Genomic DNA, 17,877 nt, shown 5'->3' with positions numbered 1-17,877 from the left:
CAAGCTTCGCTCCTACAGGACTGTGTTTTTATTTGCGGGCTTCGAGAATCAGGTTGAACGGCGTTTCCGCGGCCCGGCGGAACTGGCTGAAACCGGCTTCGCTGAAGACCTTGCGCAGGCGCGCTTCGCCGGCCTGGGCACCGAGGCCCAGGCCAACTTCCTGGGACAACGAGTTGGGCGTGCAGATAAAGGTCGACGCGGCATAGAACAGCCGGCCGACCGGGGTGATGTTCTGGTCCAGTCGATCGTTGGCGAACGGCTCGACCAGCAGCACGCTGCCGTCGTCTTTCAGCGACTGGAAGGCATGCCGCGCGGCGCCCACCGGGTCGCCCATGTCGTGCAGGCAGTCGAAGTAACAGATCAGGTCATAGCCGTGGTCGGGAAAGGTCTTGGCGCTGGCCTGGGCGAAGTGCACATTGTTGGTCACGCCGGCTTCCTCGGCCCGTTGCGTCGCGGTGGCGATGGATGGCTGGTGGTAGTCGAAGCCGAAAAACTGCGAGGCGGGAAAGGCCTGGGCCATGATCACCGTCGAGGCGCCATGCCCGCAGCCGACGTCCGCCACCTTGGCCCCGGCCTGCAGTTTCTCCACCACGCCGTCCAGGGCCGGCAGCCACTCGGCCACCAGGTGCGCCCGATAGCCGGGGCGGAAGAAGCGCTCGGTGCCGCTGAACATGCAGGGGTGGTGATCGCCCCAGGCCAGGGCGCCGTCGCCACGCATCGCCGCCAGCAGTTTGTCCTTGTCGTGAAACAGCGCAGAGACCACTACGGCGCCACCGGCCACGTACACCGGCGAATCCTCGATGGCCAGCGCCTGGGCCTGTTCTTCCGGCAGGCGGAACTGGCCGTCGAGGTGTTCCATGTAGCCGGACGCGGCATGGGCGCTCAGCCATTCGCGCAGCAGCCGCGCATTGCAGCCGGTCTTGGCGGCCAGCGCTTCGGGGCTGATGAAGCGACTGTCGGCCATGGCCCGGTACAGGCCCAGTTCTTCGCCGAGAATCATATTGGCGAGCATCGCCGCGCCGCCCATGTCTGACACCAGTTTGCCCATGAAATCGTTGAGCTTGGCTTCGTCCATAGCCTTGTCCTCCGCTGTGAAGGGCACTGCCGCAGATGGCCCGGCAGTGGCCGGATGGAGATACGCGGCGCACGCGGGGAGGCCATGTCCCGGCGGCGCCGAAGGAGTGGGCCTGACAGGGCAGGCCCGTGCTCTGACGAGCTGACGCACGGGCGCCTCCAGCGTGGGACGGGTGCGTGTATACCGTTCAGGAACATCAGGGTAGCCATCGGGGCTGGGCGCCGAACACGTGACGGCAGGCGAGGCTGCGCGCGGGTTTCCGGGAGCGCCCGGAGGAAGCGATTCCTGGCCGGTAGATGAGTCAGTCTAGTTCGCTGGCAGGGGCGTCGCGGGGTTGGCCGATGAGGGGGCAGGGCACCGATGACGGCGCCCTTGGGCAATGTCGGTCAGGCCTTCAAGGCGTGCCGAACATCGCGGTCCAGTAGATGCCGGCATCGCTTTTCGGGTCGACCGCATAGGACGCGCCCAGCTCGCGATACTGCGGGTTCATCAGGTTGGCGCAATGGCCGGGGCTGGCCAGCCAGCCATCGACCACCTTGCGCACGCTGTCCTGGCCGGCGGCGATGTTCTCGCCGATCTGCTGGCCGGCATAACCCGCCAGTTCGGCGCGGTCGCCGGGGGTACGGCCGTCGCGGTCCTTGTGATCGAAGAAGTTGTGGTTGGCCATGTCCCGGGTATGGTCCTGGGCCGCGCTGGCCAGGGTGGCGTTCCAGGCCAGCGGGGTGGCGGCGGCGAAGATCTGGTTGCCGCACTGGCGCGGCTGCGCGCGGGCGCTGTTGAGGCTTTCCAGGAGCTTCTGGCCTTCCGCCTGCCAGTCGCCGAGGCGCGCGGTCAGCAGCGGCCGGGCGAGGACGATGCGCCAGTCCTGGCCGGTGCGGCTGACGCCGATATCGACGAACTGCGGGTCCAGCACCACCTGGCAGAAACTTTCCTGCACCGCCTTCATGGCCGCCTGGGCATTGCGCGGCCCGGACAGGCTGATGGCCTGCACATTGACCATCGGGTAGGCGCTGCTGGCCAGGGCTTGCTGCAGGTTGCCGATGCTGTTGGCGGGCAGCACCAGGCGCGGGTCGGCGGCCAGTGGCGGCAGCTCCTGGGACACCTGGCCGGCGCAGCGCTGGACCTGGCTGCGGTAGCTATTGATCGAGGTCACCAGTTGCGTCTCGTCGCTCGCCACGGCGGTGGTGGCGAACGCCAGGCTCATCGACAACAGGGGGAGCGACAACAGGGTCAGTGGCAGAGCGGAGGATAGGCAGCGCATGGAGGTCTCCCTTGAGCGAATTGCGCCCATGATGCGCGATTTCGCCCCGGTCGGCGCAATGTCTTTTTGCAGAAAACGGGCGCCGTTATCCGCCCTCCCTGTTGCCGGCGCGGCGCCGGTTACGGCTGGCCGGCGGCGAACTACACTCAACTCCAGTCGCCGCCAACCTGCGGGCTGGCGGCGACTTTCCCGTGCCCGGATCGGGCCTTTGGCGAAGGTGCACACATGCGCCCGACAGCGATTGCCGGCGGTCTTCTGATCCTCCTGTGCGGGGGGCTGGCGATGGCCGCGGGGGAAAAGGCGGACCCCGAAGTGGCGCAGGACAAGGCCCAGGTCCTGGAACAGAAAGCTGCGGACCAGCAGCAGGCGCCACGCAGCAAGACCCTGACTCCCGGCGAAGCCCAGGTCGTGGACCCGGCCGGCGCCGCGCCGCTGGACGACGCCATCACCTGCCTGGCGCGCTCCATCTACTGGGAAGCCAAGGGCGGGGCCGCCGCCGACATGGAAGCCGTGGCCAGCGTGGTGCTCAACCGGCTCGGTCATGAGGGGTTTCCCGATACGGTGTGCGCGGTGGTCAAGCAGGGTTCGGAGCAGCGTGCCTGCCAGTTTTCCTGGTGGTGCGACGGGCGTCCGGATCAGGTGCAGGAAGACGAACCCTACATCGCGGCCAAGGAAATCGCGCGCAAGGCGCTCAACCAGCAACTCCGGGACCGCACCCACGGCGCCCTGTATTTCCACGACCGGCGTGTGAGCCCCGATTGGGCCAGGCAATACCGCAAGACCGCCGAGACCGGCAAGTTCCTGTTCTACAAGCCGCCAGGCGACAGCGCCCGTTAGCCCGGTTTACCCAGGCCATCTGTAGGAGCGAGNCGCTATCGCGAGCAAGCTCGCTCCTACAGGGACTGCGTCAAATACGCGGGCGGAGTATCATGCCCGGCCCGCCGCCGACGCCTGCTGCCCAGGCATGCCTCAACCTTTGGAGCCCTCCGCGCAATGCCCACCATCAGTCACTTTCAGACCCCGTGCCCGGAGGCCATCAACAGCCAGATCCTGCAGATGGTGGTCGACTACCTGACCGACATCAGCGCGGTAGCGATCCCGCCCAGCAACCTGCTGTACAACATCTACCAGTACGCCATCGGCTACGAAGTGCATCTGTATCTGCAGGCCCTGGACGGCTCCCGGGGCATCGCCGTGGAACTGCTGGTGGCCACTGACGATGACGACCCGGAACAGGTGCTGGGCTTTGTGCTGTACCTGCCGGTCAAGGACGATCCCGAGGCGTGCGGCGTGGCCTATATGGCGGTGCGGGCCAGCCATCGCCGGCAGGGGATCGCGCGGGCGCTGCTGGCGCAGATGCGCGAGCGCTACCCCCATGCCGAACTGACCTGCGCGGCGGGCAAGGTGGCCTGGTTCGAAGCGCTGGGCTTCCAGGTGCTGGGCGTGCGCGGTCCGCAGGTGCTGATGAACACCCGCGATCAGGCTACCGATGGCTTGATGGGCCTGCTGGACACGGCGCCTATCTATCGCTCGCTGGAGGTGCGGCAGATTCACAGCTACCTGCTGCAAAAGCATGGCAAGCGGGCGATGCTCGATGCCGAGAAACAGCGTGACCGCCACCTGGACCAGATGACCCGCAACGCCCAGGCGCTGGTCCGCGAACGCCTGGGGCAGGGCTGAGGTCGCTCGCTTTCACCTGTCGGGTTTCAGCCGCCAGACCCCTGGTATCGGGCGGTCTGGCTGCTGGTACTGGTCGGCGGCCATGATCGACGGCGCCAGGGAAATCCCCGTGAGCAGGCAGATGGCCGTGAGCGGCACCCTCTGCTTCTGGAAGGCGTTGGCCAGGTCCAGGGCGGCTTCCTTGACGTCGAGGCCGAACTCCTTGATCACCTCGCTCTGATCGAACAGGAATCCGTAGGCCAGCAGTTCCGGGGTGCGCGATTCGTCCTTGGGCACTATGACGATTTTCCAGAAGCGGGTCGGGTAGCGCACCGGGCCCTTGCCGAAGTCCTGTTCCAGGCAGGAGGTCTGGTCCAGTACCGGGCCGGCGAAGATGATTGCCTGGCCGCCGCCCGCTTCGATCTGTTCGGCCAGCTCGTTTTCGAAGTAACCCCAGACCCCTTTGCGATTGCGGTATTCGGCACCGTCGGGCGATTCCTGGTTGAACAGCTCGTGCTGCGGCGTGCAGTTGGTCCAGTGGTAGGTGTCGGCGTTGGCGTACTCGGTATCGAGCCCCGGCTGCCCCCAGCAGCTGTCTTCGCGGCGCACGACATGGCCGCGATCGAAGTTGCCGGCCGGCCCGTAGATATCGCCGTTGGTGAGCTGGTAGCGGCTCGGCACCCGGCGGTCGAGGCGCCAGCTTTCGCCACCGTACTTCTTGCGCGCGCGGGTATCGCCACGGACCTCGGGCCGGTAGTCGACATTGCAGGCGGTCCACATCGGCATGCGGTAATCCTTGTTCATCACCAGCGAATAGTGGTGGTAGGGCAGGGCCAGCGGCGCCTGGTCATCCAGGCCGGCAAGCCGCACCGGCGGTACGTTGCGGGCCGAGGCGAGGTGTTCGCGGTAGTCGCCGACCCGGTAGAGCTGGGGCAGCCGCGCGCCCTCGATTGCGGGCGGCGGGACGGGCACCCCGAGAAAGTCCGGGTCGTAGCCTTTGCGGGTGGCGTAGTCGAGGTCGAAGGTCAGGGTCCTTTCCAGCGCCGCGGCTGCCGGGGCCGGCGCGGCGGGCACCGGCTCGGCGGGCGCCAGGTTGAGGATGGGCATGACGCTGGCCGGGTTGTCCGCGGCGTGGCTGACGATGTTGATGGTGGTGGGGCCGGAGATATGAAAGATGTTCTGCGACATATCGGGCGCTCCTGGGCGGTGTGGCGCAGCGGGCAGGGTTTCGTTGACGCTGAGCGCGGCCAGCGGGTCGGGGGTCAGCTCCATGAGCTGGGCCAGCAGCTCGGCCGGCTTGCCGCTCAGTTGCAGGGCCTTGAGCGCGCTGACGATGCTGCTGACCCGGGTGCCCTCGTTGGCCACCCAGTCCACCGTGCTTTCCTCGTCGCCTTCGGGGTTCCAGATGCTGTGGTCGGTCTTGAGAATGTTGCCGGCTTCGTCGGTCCGCGGAATGCCGCAGTGGTGCAGGGCGATCAGCTCCCAGTTGTCGCTGAACACCGGGGAGCCGGAGGCGCCTTCGGCGGTGTCGGTTTCGTAGTGCAGGAACCCCTGGTCGAGAATGTCCAGCAGGCGGTTATGGGTGGTGGCGTATTGGCGCGGGCCGCCCTCGGGGTGCTGGATGATGTTCATCGGGCGGCCGCGCAGGGTCTTGCCGGTGGCCTCGATCAGGCGGATGCAGCCGTAGTCCGCCAGCGCTTCGCCGCGGCTGCCTTGCGGCGAGATGGCCACCAGGCAGAAGTCCAGCGCCTCGTCGGCGAAGTAGAACTGATCTGGCAGCAGGTTGAAGTAGCTGCCTTCGTTGATCCCGCGCTCCAGCCTTTCGTAGAGAAAGTTGGCGGCGCAGTCCACCGCGTCCACATCCCTGGGAAACACATGCTGGTTGGTCAGCAGCAGGTTGGGGGACACCAGGAAACCGGTGGCGAAGCCCTCGACCACCGTCCCCGGCTGGGGCGCGTTGACCAGGCGCGCCACCGGCCTTGCCGCCTGGCGGGCGGCTTCGCTGGGGGCGTAGAAGGTCGGGTCCCAGGTGCCGATCCGTCGCTCCAGCCCGGCCCTGACCAGCACGGAGCGGGCATTCTCGCGGGCGATCCACTTGGCCAGCTGTTGCGGCGAGTCGCCGGCGCCTGGGCCCAGCTCGCGAATGCGCGACAGCGATTCGCTGCGGGCAGCGGCTTGCCGGTTCCAGCGTTCGAGGGCCTTGGCCATGTTGCTTCGGCGGGCAGTGGCAACGGCATCTGGCGTCTTGCTCAAGGGCACCTCCTGGCGGGTACGGGATTCCTTTCGGGCTGTCGATTTGAGCGTAGACAACAAGTGCCGCGGCAGACGGCTGGCGACATGCCGGCTCGTCGGATCCGTGGGCGGCATACAGGGTGAAAGGCGGCTCAGCTGACCGGGCGGGAGATACCGGTGGCCAGGCGCATAAGGCCGTCAAAGGCGCGGTCGGAAAGCAGCCTGCGCAAGAAGATCAGCGGTTTGGCCCCGAACCCGACGGCATAGCGGGTCTTAGGTCGGCGGGCGTTGACAGCCCTGGCGATGGTATCGGCGATGACTTGCGGCGGTGACTGATACTTGCGGCTGGTCTCGCCGACCATGGACCGCGCCATGGCTTGCGCCTGGGGAGCGTAGGGCCCACGGCCCGAGGTCTCGACGACTTTCTGCGCCGCGATGTCCGCCCACTCGGTCTTGATGCCGCCCGGCTCGATCACCACCACATCGATACCGAAAGGCTGCACCTCCAGGCGCAGGCAATCGCTGATCGCTTCCAGGGCGAACTTGGTGCCGTGGTACCAGGCGCCCAGCGGCGTGTGCATCTTGCCGCCCATCGAGGTGATGTTGATGATCGTCCCCGAGCGCTGCACGCGCATCTGCGGCAACACCAACTGGATCAAGCGGACGGCGCCGAACACATTGACCTCGAACTGGGCACGGGCTTCGTCGCTCGGCACATCCTCCACCGCGCCGTAGGATCCATAGCCGGCGTTGTTGACCAGCACGTCGATACGCCCCGACCGGGCGAGAATGTCCTGCACGCAGGCCTGCATCGAGGCATCGTCGGTCACGTCCAGGGGCAGCACATGCAGGCCGGCCTGCGCGAGCGGGTGCATGCGCTCGACCCGGCGGGCGGCGGCATACACCGTATAACCCAGGGCTTTCAACTTGAGGGCGGTGGCCTCGCCAATGCCGGAAGAGGCGCCCGTTACCAAGGCAACTTTGCTGTTCATGTCTGTCGATCCTCTGATTGAGAAGGGGCCGGCAAGCCAGCTCGGGCCGCCATCCGTGGGGGGAACTTTAGGGGGATGGCGGCGCCGGCGCTCTAGCGCTTGGCGCCATCGAACTTGCAAACAGCGCCACGGCCATCGAGGGTTTTCCGGGCCGATTGCGCGATGGGCACAGGAGCGCCCTGGCCCGGCAGTTTCAGTTCAGGCGCAGGGCGTGGCGGGCGCGATCGGGGGTCTGCCCGGTCCAGTCGAGGAAGGCGCGGTAAAAGGAGTTCGGGTCTTCGAAACCGAGCAGAAAGGCGATTTCCGTACCGGACAGGGCGGTGTTTTCCAGATAGTGGCGTGCCAGGCTTTCCCGCGTGCCGTTGAGCAGCGCGCGGAAGTTCTCGCCTTCGTCCTCCAGGCGCCGCTGCAAGGTGCGCTTGCTCATGCACAGGCGGGCGGCGACCTCCTCGATGCTGGCCGCATTGCTTGGCAGCAACTCCAGCAGCAGGGCGCGCACCCGTTCGGCGGTCGCCGCCGTGGCATCGAGTTCACTCAGGCGTCGACGCAGGTCGGGCTCGAAGACCCGCCACATCCCTTCGTTGAGGGTCAGGAAGGGGCGCAGGGCATCGACCGCGGCGAAGCGGATGCTCAGGTTGGCGCCGCGTTGCACGGGCACTCCGAAGAAGCTTGCATACTGGCGGGCATGGGCGGCGGGGGGGAGCGCGGGGAGCGTTACACCGAGGGCGTTCACCGGTTCGCGGGTCGCCAGCCGCGCCAGCCGGACAAAGAACGCCAGCTCCGCGACCTGCAGCGAATAGGGGATGTCGCCCCGGGCCAGCAGCCAACGCGGCGAGAGTCTCAGGTCGCCGTTGCCGGCGACCTCGATGTCCAGGCTCATCGGCGCCACCAGTTGCTTGTACTTGGCCAGGCGCTGGACGGCCTGCATCAGATTGGCGCTGCACAGCGCGGCGAACACCGGTGGGTTGAACGACTCCGCCGAGACCGACTCGATGATCCGCAGTGCAAACAGCGGATCCGCGGCCTCGTCCTCGAGGCTTTGCCAGAAGCGCAGGTACTGCGTCGTGGAAAGGCTCTGGCCCGGGCGAGACAGCAGGTCTTGCGGCAAGCCCGCGCGACGCAGCACGTGGGCGGGCTGAAAGCCCAAGTCCTTGAGGATCAGCTGCCATCCGATGTCGAGGGGGAAAGACTGATTGCGGGTCATCGAACCTCTTGCGCTGTGCGGAGAAGGACGGTGGATGTGGAGGTCGAGTATAGGGGGGCCAAGAGGATTCCTGGCATTCGGAGCGCGCCAGGCTGCCGGCAATTGGCGCCAGTGCGCAGGCGCCTGATCCCTAGGATCGTCCCGCTGGCTGTTTGCCGAGGGAGCGCCATGGGGTTGGAAAACGCGTGATGCTCACGGCCTTTGGCATGAATTGGCCAATCGGGTGCCGATGACGGCATGAAAAAACCTATTGCGCAGCAGGTTTGAGGGATTTACTGCGAATGAGACGCTCATTACAATGATAATCATTGCTATTAACATCCCTCCCTCGAGTGCCCATCTTGAAGCCATCCTGTCCGCGTGCCCGTCGTAAAACCCTGATCAAACGCATGTTGCCGACACTGTCTTGCTGTCTGGTCGCCAGCCCGCTGTGGGCACAGGAGGCGGTCGAGCTGCCGACCACCGATATCCAGGCCGATCGCCTCAGCCAGGACACCGGCTACACCACCTCGCAGGCCAGCACGGCGAGCAAGAGCAATGTGCCGATCAAGGAGGAGGCGCAGTCGATCAACGTGGTGACCCAGCAGACCCTGGCCGACTATCAGGTGCGCTCGCTGGAGGACGCCATGAAGTTCGTCAGCGGCGTCAGCCAGGGCAACACCCTGGGCGGCTCCCGGGACTCGCTGGTCAAGCGCGGGTTCGGCACCAACGACGACGGCTCGATCCTGCGCGATGGCGTGCGTTCCAACCTGGGGCAGAACTTCAGCGCCACCACCGAGCGGGTCGAGGTGCTCAAGGGCCCGGCCTCGATGCTCTACGGCGCGCTGGAGCCGGGCGGACTGGTGAACATCATCAGCAAGCAGCCGGAGTACACCCAGAGCACCACCCTCAGCGGCTCAGCCTACAGCGAAGGCGGCGGCACCATGGCCCTGGACACCACCGGGCCGCTGGGGGATACCGGCCTGGCCTACCGCCTGATCGCCGAGCGCGGCCATGAGGATTACTGGCGCAACTACGGGGTCAACGAGCACACCCTGGTGGCGCCGTCGCTGACCTGGACCGGCGAGCGCGCCAGCCTGACCCTGAACTACGAATACAACGACTATTCCAACCCCTTCGACCGCGGCACCGTATTCACCAACGGGCATCCGGCGGACATCGACTACGACAAGCGCCTGGACGAGCGCTGGGCGAAAAGCGTCGGTATCCGTGAAGTGGCCAGCGCGCGCTTCGAGTATCAGTTGAGCGACGCCTGGAAAACCCGCGTCACCTACGGCTGGAACAACGACCGCTACAGCCTGTCGATCGCCCAGCCCAACAGCCTGACCGGCAACACCCTGCGCCGGGCCGCCAACGGCGCCCACTACGACGACGAAACCCGCTACGCCAGCTGGGACTTCATCGGCCAGCAGGAGCTGTTCGGCCAGCGCCATGACCTGCTGGTGGGTGTCGACAGCGAGCACTCCGACCAGTACCGCGGCAAGACCTACCGCAACACTGCCCAGGTCGGTTTCAACATCACCTCGCCGGTCTACGGCAAGCTGGCCGAGCCGAGCCTGGTCAGCGCCACCCAAAGCAATCTGCGCAACCAGCTGACCTCGAGCTCGGTGTACTTCAAGGACAACTGGCACTTGGACGACCAGTGGATCCTGGTCTTCGGCGGTCGCCAGCAGCATTACGACCAGTACAGCGACCAGGGCCTGGGCCGCAGTTACACAGTCAACCGCGACAGCAACGGCGATACCTTCGTACCCTTCCTCGGCCTGGTGTTCAAGGCCACCGACAGCCTGTCGCTGTACGGCAACTACAGCCGTTCGTTCAAGCCCAACACCGATGTCGACGACGCCGGCAACACCTTCGATCCGGAAGAGGGCCGCAGCTACGAGGTGGGGGCCAAGTACGATCCGCTGCCGGGCCTGAACATCAACCTGGCGCTGTACGACATCGAGAAGAAGAACGTGGTGACCACTACCACTGTCAATGGCGTAAGCCTCTCGGAAGCCGCCGGCAAGGTCGGTTCCCAGGGCGTGGAGCTGGACGTCACCGGGCGCATCGCCGAGCGCTGGGACCTGATCGGCACCTACGCCTACAACCACACGGAAATCCTCGACGACCCGAGCAATGAAGGTCATCGCCTGGCCAACGCCCCCAAGCACACCGCCAGCCTGTACCTCAGTCATCACCTGAACGTACCTGCGGAATTCGGCGCCTGGCATGCGGGCGGCGGCGCCCGTTATGTCGGCGAGCGCGCGGCCAACAACGCCAACGATTTCTGGCTCAGCAGCTACACAGTGGCCGATGCTTTCGTGCGTTGGGAGTCGCCGCTGTTCGGCTACAAAACCAGCCTGCAGTTCAACGTCGACAACCTGTTCGACAAGCAGTACTACCCGTCGTCCACCGGCAGCCAGCTGCAGGTCAATGTCGGCGAGCCACGCACCGCACGCCTGAGTGCCAGCGTGACTTTCTGACAACACCCGGACCGCTGCGCGTCGCCCTGCAGGGTGGCGCGTCGGCGGCAGCCGTTGCCCCGCTGTCGCTATTCCCCCCGCCCATTCCGCCCTTCATGGCATTCCCGCCAATCTCCCGACTTTGCCCGCCCGCGGCCCGATTCCCCGTGGCCTGGCGTCAAGAAAGCTGTGGCCATGTCGATAGTTGAAAGGCGATTTTGGCAATTTGCCACTATCGTTGCTGACTGAACCGCTCGCCGAAAGCGGTCATCCCGTTTTGCCCTCTGCCGTTTTTCTTCCCGTCACGTACATGGAGTAAGAGTGCATGGCTTTCCCCCCGCGTTTTCTCGAGCATTACCGCAAAGCCGACCGCATCATGATGGGCCTGATCTGGCTGATGTTCGCCTATGCCCTGGGCCTGGCGTTCTGGCACGACACCTTCACCCAGGCGCTGCTGGTGGGCGGCGGCACCACCCTGGTCCTGAGCCTGCTGTACCGCGCCATCAGCGGCACGCGCCTGATGCGCTGCTGCATCGCCATCGGCTTCATGCTCATGGCGGCGCTGCACATCAACCAGGCCAAGGGCCTGATCGAAGCGCACTTCGGCATTTTCGTGCTGCTGGCGGTGCTGACCTTCTATCGCGACTGGCTGCCGATCCTGCTGGCGGCGGTGACCATCGCCCTGCATCACGTGGTGTTTCATGTGCTGCAGCACCAGGGCTTTCCGGTCTATGTCATGGCCCATCACGGCGGTTTCGGCATGGTGGCGGTGCACGCCTTCTATGTGGTGGTGGAGACGGTGATCCTGCTGTACCTGGCGGTGCACAGCCATGCCGACGCGGTGGAGAGCCAGGACATGCTGGACAAGATGCTCGCCGCCACGTCCCAGCTGACGGTCGAGGTTCATCAGGGCGAAAGCGGCAAGGAGCATGTGTCGCTGGCCCAGCGTTTCGACCACTTCATGCAGCAGATCACCGCTCTGGTGGATGGGGTGGTGCGGGACACCCATGGCCTGCGCGAACTGGGCCAGGACCTGGCGAAAACCAGCCAGACCCTGGAGCAGGGCGCCCAGCACCAGTTGACGGAAATCACCCAGATGACCGGCTCCATGCAGCGCATGGGCGATGCCATGGGCGACATCGCGGTGCACGTCGAACAGGCGGTCGAGCGCGCCGGCCAGGCCAGCGCGCAAATCAGCCGCGGCCAGCAAAGCGTCGACCGCGCCCAGGCGGAAATCACCCAGTTGGCCTCACGCATCAACGGCACCAACGAAACCGTGCAACGGCTGGCGGGGCAGGCGGAACAGATCGGCAACGTGCTGGAAGTGATCGGCAGCATCGCCGCCCAGACCAACCTGCTGGCCCTCAACGCCGCCATCGAGGCCGCCCGCGCCGGCGAGCAGGGCCGCGGTTTCGCCGTGGTCGCCGATGAGGTGCGCAACCTGGCCCAGCGCACTGCGCTGTCCACCCAGGAAATCAAGACCATCATCGAAGCCCTGCAACAGGGCAGCCGCCAGGCCGCCGAAGCCATGCACGACAGCCGCGAAGGCGCCCAGCGCTGCGTCGAAGACAGCCGCCAGGCCTCCGCGATGTTCCAGGCCGTGGGCGCCGACATCTCCCATATCGACCAACTCAACGGCCGCATCGTCAGCACCACCCGCGAACAATCCAGCGCCAGCCTCGACATAGTCGGCCGCCTGCACTCGGTCCAGGCCATCGCCCAGAACACCGCCGACGACATGGGCAGCCTGGCCCTGAGCAGCCAGCGCCTGCCGCCGATCGCGATCCGCCTGGAGGCGTTGGGGCAGACGTTTCATAAGTAACAGGGGAGCGGTGCTTGCTTGCCGATAAGCAGCGGGCGCCATCACTGCTGCTGGTTCGCAGGCCCTGAGCGGAATCCGGACTACAGGTCATTCAGACCGGTCGACGTCAATCTCAGAGTTCTCCAAGTTTCCAAGGGCGAGCTGTTTCGCCAACTTGAGATATCGACAGCCTGAGTGTCATTACACCGAAACATCACATCGACATTCACCGAAAAGGATGACGTTTATCAATGAAGAACAGCATCACTGACTTTACCGAAGATGAATTTGTCAGCTATCTGAAAGAACTGCTCGCCGCTAACACGACCGCAACCGACAGTGTGCTTGACGATCTTCTAGAGAAGTTCTGCGAGATTACCGGTCATCCAGACGGAACCGATTTGATTTACTACCCGGAGGACGGTTCAAAGGGAACCGCCGAAGACATCACGCGAGTTGTGAAAGCGTGGCGTGCGGCGAATGGGCTACCGGGATTCAAACGGTGATGATCGAAGGCGAGGGCGAGCGTCTGATATCAGGTTCATCAAAAGTGATATCTCCAAAAGCATCGCTCAAGGTTAGCTGCCATGTCTTTAGATAAGACCCGGCTTGAGCACTACACAGAGTGTGAGTTCCTACAGCTGATCAATGAGTTCTTCAGTGAAACCAATGACCTTGAAGGGGCCCAACTCGAAAAGTATCTGAGTACGCTGGCCAGTCATTTTGAGAAAGTCACCGGGCATCCGGCGGGTTATGGACTCATTTACTACCCGGATCAAAACGGTATTGAAGACAGTCCTGAGGCGGTCTTGAGTGAGGTGAAAGCATGGCGGGCCGCGAACGGTTTACCTGGCTTCAAGGCGTGATGCCCCACCTTGTTGAGCACCAAACAGAACCGATAAAAAGCCCCGCTCATGCGGGGCTTTTTCATGGCTGGGAACAGGTCAGCCGGGCGGCAGGCTGGCGCGTATCTGGCTGACGCGTTGTTGCACTTCTTTCCAGGGTGCCTGGCCCGCCAGGTTCTGGCGCAGGAAGCTCAGCAGGTCGGCGATCTGTTGGTCGTCGAGGCTGTGGCGGAACGCGGGCATGTAGCCCAGTTCCGGGTTGGCCGGTTGGGCGATGCCTTCGAGGATTATGCGGATGGCGTTGTCGGGGCTGTCGGCGTAGAGGTTGCTGTTGAGGGCCAGGGAGGGGCGCATGCCGGTCAGGGTCGGGCCTTTTTCCTGGGCGTGGCAGGCCATGCAGGCCCCCGAGAACAGGCGGGCGCCAGGGGAGCCGAGGGGCTCGGTGCGTTGCTCGGCCTGGCGGTTCAGGGTGGCGGCGCTGGCTGGTGTGGCGCTGGCCGGTTGCAGGCTGGACAGGTAATGGGCGATGGCCTGTAGATCGGCCTCCGGCAGTTGCGCCAGGCCTTCGTGGATCACTGGGGCCATGGGGCCGGCGGCGACGCCGTGGCGCGGGCTGTAGCCGTGGCTCAGGAAGTCCAGCAGGTCCTGTTCGGTCCAGGCCAGCGGCGCCTTGCCGCCGGCCAAGGCATGGGCGCTCCAGTCTTCGGCAATGCCGCCGCTCAGGTGGCGCCGACCGCCGCGTTCGCCAAACAATGGGTCGCGGGGCGAGTGGCAGGCGCTGCAGTGTCCCAGGCCTTCGCTCAGGTAGGCACCCCGGTTCCACTGGGCGCTGCGCCCGGGATCGTCGGCCATGGCGCCGGGGCTGAGGTAGAGCCAGTTCCAGGCAAGGATGCCCGGGCGGATATTGAAGGGGAAATGCAGGTCGGTCTGCGGTGGCTGGTGGCGGACTGGCGGCTGGCTCATCAGGTAGGCGTAGAGCGCCTTGAGGTCCTCGTCGCGGGTCTTGGTGAAGGCGGTATAGGGAAATGCCGGATACAGGTAGCGCCCGCCGCGGTCGATGCCGTGGCGCATGGCGCGCTCGAAGGCCGGATAGGACCAGCTGCCGATCCCAGTCTCTGGATCGGGGGTGATGTTGGTGCTGTACAGGGTGCCGAACGGGATGCGCATGGCCAGGCCGCCGGCGTTGCGGGCCCCGCCCGGCGCGGTATGGCAGACCGCGCAATCGCCCAGGGCCGCGAGTTGCTCGCCCTTGGCGATTTGCGCGTGGCTGAAGAACTGGGTGTCGTGATTGTCCAGAGGCGCGATCGCCGGCTGCCAGCTGAGGAACACGCCCGCGGTGACGGCCAGGCTCAAGGCAGTCAGGCTCCATCCGGCGATGGTCTTGAGTGTGCTCATGGGCGGGGCTCCAGGCCAGGGCGGTCAGCGCCGGGGGCTCGCTGCAAGGCTTGCAACACCCTCCCCGGGGTGAAGGGCACTTGCCGCAGGCGCACGCCGACCGCATCGAAAATCGCATTGGCGATGGCTGCGGCACTGGGGACCGAGGCCGACTCGCCGGCGCCCATGGACGGTTGTTCCGGGCGGTCCAGCAGTTGCACATCCACTTCCGGCAATTCGTCGAAGCGCAGGATCGGATACCCGCCCCATTCCAGGGAGGTGCTGCCGCGGCGGTCGAAGCTGACGTATTCCTTGAGCACCCGGCTGCACGACTGGACGATATTGCCGTGCACCTGGTGCCGGACCCCGGCCGGGTTGACCATGCGCCCGCAGTCGTGGCTGACGAAGATCTTGTCCAGGCGGATCTGCCCGGTGCGGCGGTTGACGCTCAGGTCGCAGACCCAGGCGGCCCAGGCGGCGCCGAAGCCGGGGAACTTGCTGTGGAAATAACGGGCATAGGCAAAACCCCGGCCCTTGACCCATTCCTGTGACGGCGGTGCCGGGTTGCGGTGAGCGCTGCCGTCCTGCCAGTCGGCCTGCTTTTTCAGCGCCTCGATCAACGCCAGGGCGCGCGGATCGTCCAGGTAGCGCAGGCGGAAGGCGATCGGGTCCTGCTGGGCGATGTAGGCCAGTTCGTCGATCCAGGATTCGTGGGCGAAAACATTGGGCAGCGCCGAAACCCCGCGCATCCACGAGGCGCGGACGATCGGCGCGGCGTCCTGGCAGACGATGCGCATCTGTGGGAAGCGGTATTGCGGGATCGCCGTGCGGTCGCCCATCTGCTGGATGTCGGGGCGGTTGGCGACTGTGCCGGTGAGCAACAGCGCCAGGGTGCGGGCGTTGTTCGAGGGATAGCAGGTTTTCAATTCGTAGGCGGCCACTTCGCGTTTGCCGTCGAGGCCACCGCGGACCTGCATCAGTTGCGCGGTGCCCTTGGGTTCCCAGCCGGCTTCCTGTTCGCGCATCAGTTGCACCCGCACCGGCCGCCCGACCGCCTGGGACAGCAGGGCGGCATCGGCGGCCACATCGTCGGCGCAGTTGCGTCCGTAACAGCCGGAGGCCTCCATGCGGTTGACCTGCACCTGTTGCGGCGGGCGCCCCAGCAGCAGGGCGATGTCCTTGCGCAGGTCGTGGGGGTTCTGGCTGCCGGTCCAGACCTCGGTGCGTTCGGCATCGACCATCGCCACCGCGCAGGAGGGTCCGATGGAGGCATGCAGGTGATAGGGCCAGACATAGTCGACATTGAGCGGGCTGTTGAGCTTGCCCAGGCGGCTGTCGAAATCGGGATCGTCGCGTAGTACCCGGTCTTGCTTGGGGTGGGCCAGGAGCGTCTTGCGCAGTGCATCCGGCCGCAGGTCGGGCAGCGCGTCCCAGGGTTTCCACTGGACCTTGAGCTGGCGCATGGCGGCTATGGCCTGCTCCTCGCGCTCGGCGACTATGCCGACAAAGTCACCGATCACCACCAGTTTGACGATGCCCGGCAAGTGCGCGATGGACGCCACGTCCACCGCGATCAGCGCATGGCCCAAGGGCGCGCTGGCATCGGCGCCGGGGTAGGGCGGGCGTACCACGCGACCGTGGAGCATGCCGTCCAGGCGCAGGTCGTGGACATAGGTCAGCTGGCCGCTGACCTTGGCCGGGATGTCCACGCGTGGGGTGGACTGGCCGACATAACGACCGGCGCCGACGGCCTTGAGTTCGACGCGCGGGTCCAGGGGCAGATGCAGGTCCTGTCCGCGGGCCAGTTCGGCATAGCTCAGGCGCCGTTTGGGGCGAGCGCTGGCGTAGATCTGCCCTCGTTCAACCCGCAACCCGGCAAGCGGCTGGTCGAGGATTTCCGCTGCGCCTTCCAGCAGCCACCGGCGCAACTGGGCGGCGGCCTGGCGCAGGGGCAGGGCGCTGACCTGCAGCGTCGCGCTGGCGATGGTCGGGCCCTGGTCCGGGGTGCTGGCGGTGTCGCCGAGAATCATCCGCACCTGCTCGAAGTCGACATCCAGTTCATCGGCGACGAGCTGCGCCAGCGCGGTGCGCACCCCGGTGCCGAGATCGACATGACCGCAGAACGCGGTCACGCGGCCGTCGGCGCCCAGGGCGATAAAGCTGTCGACATGGTCTGGCGTCGGGTCCGTTGGCAACGCAGTCGGGTTGCGGGTTTCGGCCATGGCCAGCAGCGGTTTGGGCAGCAGGGTGCTGATCATGATCAGGCCGCCGGCCTGGAGCAGGCGGCGACGGGTCAACGGCAGGTCGTTCATGGTCGACCCCGCTCTGCCAGCAGCTGGCGAGCCCTGGACGCGGCTTGCAGGATCTCGAAGTGCGCGCCGCAGCGGCAGAGGTTGTAGGCCAGTTCGTTCTTGATCCGTTGCTCGTCGGCCTCGGGTTCGCGCTCGAACAGCGCCACCAGGGTCATGATCATGCCGTTGCTGCAATAGCCGCATTGCGCAGCCTGCTCATCGATGAACGCCTGCTGCACCGGGTGCAGGCGCTCTTCCTGCTTCAGGCCTTCCAGGGTGGTGACCTGTCTGCCCTGCACGCTGGACAGCGGCAGGGTGCAGGAGCGGGCGGCGACACCGTCCACCAGCACCGTGCAGGCGCCGCATTGCCCCAGGCCGCAGCCGTATTTGGGGCCATTGAGGCCGAAGTCGTTGCGCAGGGCATACAGCAGAGGTGTGTTTGGCGGCAGCTGATCCAGTAAAAGGCGGCGGCCGTTGAGGGTAAAAGTCATGGCAGCTTGGGTCCTGTGAGTGAGTGGCGTGGCGCGCGGAGAACGCGACAGCGGTCAGGGCAGGTGTGAGCCGGCAACGCGCCCCGGTCAGGGACTGGACAACAGGGTTGGGCTCAGGTGCTGGGCAGATTGGCGGGGGCGAAGCATGCGGCGTTTGAGGTGGCTCGATAAATAAGACGATTCTGGTTTTTTGTAGGCCAAAGCC

General features: G+C 65.7%; 14 protein-coding genes. 6 read left to right on the top strand and 8 right to left on the bottom strand.

Annotated features, from left to right (window positions below; all coding sequences use genetic code 11):
• Positions 1-28: 28 nt before the first annotated feature.
• Positions 29-1,075 (bottom strand): class I SAM-dependent methyltransferase, encoded by a 1,047-nt coding sequence (locus ACTJKT_RS10035; RefSeq protein WP_440786965.1) that lies wholly within the window; start codon positions 1,073-1,075, stop codon positions 29-31.
• Positions 1,076-1,469: 394 nt separating this feature from the next.
• Positions 1,470-2,336 (bottom strand): CAP domain-containing protein, encoded by an 867-nt coding sequence (locus tag ACTJKT_RS10030; protein WP_440786964.1) that lies wholly within the window; start codon positions 2,334-2,336, stop codon positions 1,470-1,472.
• Between the two features lie 225 nt (positions 2,337-2,561).
• Between ACTJKT_RS10030 and ACTJKT_RS10025 the strand changes: the two genes are divergently transcribed.
• Together ACTJKT_RS10025 and ACTJKT_RS10020 are read left to right on the top strand one after the other, a co-directional pair.
• Positions 2,562-3,173, top strand: a complete 612-nt coding sequence (locus tag ACTJKT_RS10025) for a cell wall hydrolase (protein ID WP_440786963.1) — start codon at positions 2,562-2,564, stop codon at positions 3,171-3,173.
• A 156-nt stretch (positions 3,174-3,329) separates the two neighbouring features.
• A complete protein-coding gene (locus ACTJKT_RS10020) occupies positions 3,330-4,016 on the top strand; it encodes a GNAT family N-acetyltransferase (RefSeq protein ID WP_440786962.1) in 687 nt (228 codons plus the stop codon).
• 12 nt (positions 4,017-4,028) lie between these two features.
• Here the strand turns inward: ACTJKT_RS10020 and ACTJKT_RS10015 are convergent, their stop codons facing one another.
• The 3 genes from ACTJKT_RS10015 to ACTJKT_RS10005 form a co-directional block, all read right to left on the bottom strand.
• Positions 4,029-6,254, bottom strand: coding sequence for a DNA/RNA non-specific endonuclease (locus tag ACTJKT_RS10015; protein WP_440786961.1), 2,226 nt, complete (start codon positions 6,252-6,254; stop codon positions 4,029-4,031).
• Positions 6,255-6,379: 125 nt separating this feature from the next.
• On the bottom strand, positions 6,380-7,219 hold the full coding sequence (locus ACTJKT_RS10010; protein WP_440786960.1) for an oxidoreductase: 840 nt from the start codon (positions 7,217-7,219) through the stop codon (positions 6,380-6,382).
• A 193-nt stretch (positions 7,220-7,412) separates the two neighbouring features.
• On the bottom strand, positions 7,413-8,423 hold the full coding sequence (locus ACTJKT_RS10005) for an AraC family transcriptional regulator (RefSeq protein WP_440786959.1): 1,011 nt from the start codon (positions 8,421-8,423) through the stop codon (positions 7,413-7,415).
• A gap of 389 nt (positions 8,424-8,812) precedes the next feature.
• Between ACTJKT_RS10005 and ACTJKT_RS10000 the strand changes: the two genes are divergently transcribed.
• The 4 genes from ACTJKT_RS10000 (at position 8,813) to ACTJKT_RS09985 (ending at position 13,537) form a co-directional block, all read left to right on the top strand.
• Positions 8,813-10,891 carry a TonB-dependent siderophore receptor gene (locus ACTJKT_RS10000; RefSeq protein WP_440787039.1) on the top strand — a complete coding sequence of 693 codons (2,079 nt, stop codon included), beginning with the start codon at positions 8,813-8,815 and terminating at the stop codon, positions 10,889-10,891.
• Positions 10,892-11,195: 304 nt separating this feature from the next.
• Positions 11,196-12,692, top strand: a complete 1,497-nt coding sequence (locus ACTJKT_RS09995; protein WP_440786958.1) for a methyl-accepting chemotaxis protein — start codon at positions 11,196-11,198, stop codon at positions 12,690-12,692.
• Between the two features lie 230 nt (positions 12,693-12,922).
• A complete protein-coding gene (locus ACTJKT_RS09990; RefSeq protein WP_440786957.1) occupies positions 12,923-13,177 on the top strand; it encodes a bacteriocin immunity protein in 255 nt (84 codons plus the stop codon).
• 81 nt (positions 13,178-13,258) lie between these two features.
• Positions 13,259-13,537, top strand: a complete 279-nt coding sequence (locus ACTJKT_RS09985) for a bacteriocin immunity protein (protein ID WP_440786956.1) — start codon at positions 13,259-13,261, stop codon at positions 13,535-13,537.
• Between the two features lie 78 nt (positions 13,538-13,615).
• Here the strand turns inward: ACTJKT_RS09985 and ACTJKT_RS09980 are convergent, their stop codons facing one another.
• The 3 genes from ACTJKT_RS09980 to ACTJKT_RS09970 are packed head-to-tail and all read right to left on the bottom strand — an operon-like array spanning position 13,616 to position 17,672.
• Positions 13,616-14,911, bottom strand: a complete 1,296-nt coding sequence (locus ACTJKT_RS09980; protein WP_440786955.1) for a cytochrome c — start codon at positions 14,909-14,911, stop codon at positions 13,616-13,618.
• Entirely contained in the window at positions 14,908-17,202 is a 2,295-nt protein-coding gene (locus ACTJKT_RS09975; RefSeq protein ID WP_440786954.1) for a molybdopterin cofactor-binding domain-containing protein, read from the bottom strand. The genes ACTJKT_RS09980 and ACTJKT_RS09975 overlap by 4 nt, the downstream gene beginning before the upstream one ends.
• The gene (locus ACTJKT_RS09970) at positions 17,199-17,672 is read right to left on the bottom strand and encodes a (2Fe-2S)-binding protein (protein WP_440786953.1); all 474 of its coding nucleotides are present in this window, start codon (positions 17,670-17,672) and stop codon (positions 17,199-17,201) included. Before ACTJKT_RS09970 ends, ACTJKT_RS09975 begins: the two co-directional genes overlap by 4 nt.
• Positions 17,673-17,877: the final 205 nt, after the last annotated feature.

Origin of the sequence: Pseudomonas sp. 22526 (assembly GCF_052044735.1) — a bacterium.
GTDB lineage: Bacteria > Pseudomonadota > Gammaproteobacteria > Pseudomonadales > Pseudomonadaceae > Aquipseudomonas > Aquipseudomonas piscium.
This window is presented reverse-complemented; position numbering and strand designations above follow the sequence as displayed.